Here is a 1,495-nt window from a genome sequence, read left to right as displayed (position 1 = left end):
GCGTTACGACAAGCTGGCAAGTAGCTTTAAAGCGATGGTCACACTGGCTTGCATCGAAAGATGCTTGCGGGCTGACTTTTCAGACAAACCCTAGGGCTTTCCTTATCTTTCGCGCCCGGGACGACTCGATAGACATACTGTAGTTTTCTGGATCTCCCCCCTCCCGATGGACGCGGAATGCCTCAGCACGTTCATTTAACGTTTCTCTGGACGATGACCGATTTGTGCTGACATTGTCGTTTGCTATGTGGGGCTGAGCGTTCTCTACGGCAGTCACTGTCCCTCGGGAATGCGCATGTTTATAAAATACGGCAGGCAGCACTTGCTTTCCGTCAATCAATTCTATGCCTCTGGCAAGTCGCGATCGGCTATCTTCATTTCCTGGAAAACAATAGCCACTTTCAGCCAATTTTTCATGAAGGCTATCAAAGGCACTATCTTTTTGGTAGGAGCACAAAGCAAAGTTAAGCGAAAATATGACACAGTCGTGCCATGAACGTTGTGCATCAGTCTCTATGACAGACATTTTAGCATTTCCTCGAAATCGCGTATTGACCTCCTCGCGCAGTTGAGGATAACCCGGTAAGTAGGCAGGAGGGTAAACATCATCCTTATAGGCGGTAATGGGCTCCAATACGATCAGCGTCTTTTGACCATTGGAGTGGTTACGTACGTCCACAGCGACATGATGAAGTGAGGGCGGATTTAGCCGAAAAACACCACGCCACGCGCCTGGCTCATTATGACTTTGCAGATGATCTAGGAATGCGATGCGCGAGTCGAAACAATGAAGGTTAAGTTGTGAGAAGCTTGTATTATAAGCTGCAGCAAGCGAACCTAGGTTTTGAGCGTCAAGTTGAAGTGTATCAATGTTGGACTGTCGGTATTCTATGTTGTCGAGTATGTTTTTTGCATAATGCAAGAGATCCGGATTTGAATTCATCTGTGATCTGTAGTACGACTCGCGTAGCGCCGAAATCTTGTCCTTGGCTCTATCGGGTATGTCAGCAGCTACAGGTTGCCTAGGCGAGTGCGGAGGGGATTGCTCCCATTCGCTGTCGGAACTTGAAGTGTTCGAAGAGGCTTGGGCGGTATCAGCGCCATAATTTCTCCCATAATCCTCGTTGTAGTCATGCCGGACGCTAGGTTTGGAAACGCAAATTCCCATCGTGATGTTCTCCTTAAGAATGGTCTGAAGTAGGCCGCTATTTTTAGACTGCTGAGCCATAGCCGCTTTCAAAAAACGGTAGCCGTTCAAAATCGATCAAGTCTGCCGCTTATTTCATCCNCCGCAGTAGCTATTTCCCTCATTACGGACGCACCTCTCCTGCGCTGGAGAGCAAATATCGACGCGCCATCCAAAGGTTCGACAGGGCGAATAGCGTCACCATCTGAGCAGCGTTTTTCACCAAGCCTCGGAAGCGCACTTTCGTATAACCAAACTGACGCTTTATCACCCGAAATGGATGCTCAACCTTGGCGCGAACTTGGGCCT

The 1,495-nt window shown here is 48.7% G+C and carries 2 protein-coding genes and 1 pseudogene; 1 reads left to right on the top strand and 2 read right to left on the bottom strand.

What is annotated here, in order from left to right; translation table 11 throughout:
- Nucleotides 1-94, top strand: a pseudogene (locus tag AO277_RS13500) (IS5/IS1182 family transposase); the annotation flags it as partial.
- On the opposite strand, the gene hopZ2 reads toward AO277_RS13500, so the two are convergent.
- Both hopZ2 and AO277_RS13490 read right to left on the bottom strand, forming a co-directional pair.
- The gene (gene hopZ2 / locus AO277_RS13495) at nucleotides 80-1,168 is read right to left on the bottom strand and encodes a type III secretion system YopJ family effector HopZ2 (RefSeq protein WP_080899399.1); all 1,089 of its coding nucleotides are present in this window, start codon (nucleotides 1,166-1,168) and stop codon (nucleotides 80-82) included. The pseudogene AO277_RS13500 and the gene hopZ2 sit on opposite strands and share 15 nt — an antisense overlap.
- Nucleotides 1,169-1,310: 142 nt before the next feature.
- On the bottom strand, nucleotides 1,311-1,495 hold a 185-nt coding region (locus AO277_RS13490; RefSeq protein ID WP_143492770.1), incomplete at its 5' end, for a transposase.

The sequence above is a fragment of the Pseudomonas amygdali genome (assembly GCF_002699855.1).
Taxonomy (GTDB): Bacteria; Pseudomonadota; Gammaproteobacteria; order Pseudomonadales; family Pseudomonadaceae; genus Aquipseudomonas; species Aquipseudomonas amygdali.
Note: the sequence above shows the minus strand (reverse complement) of the source record. Positions and strands in the feature narration are given on the sequence as shown.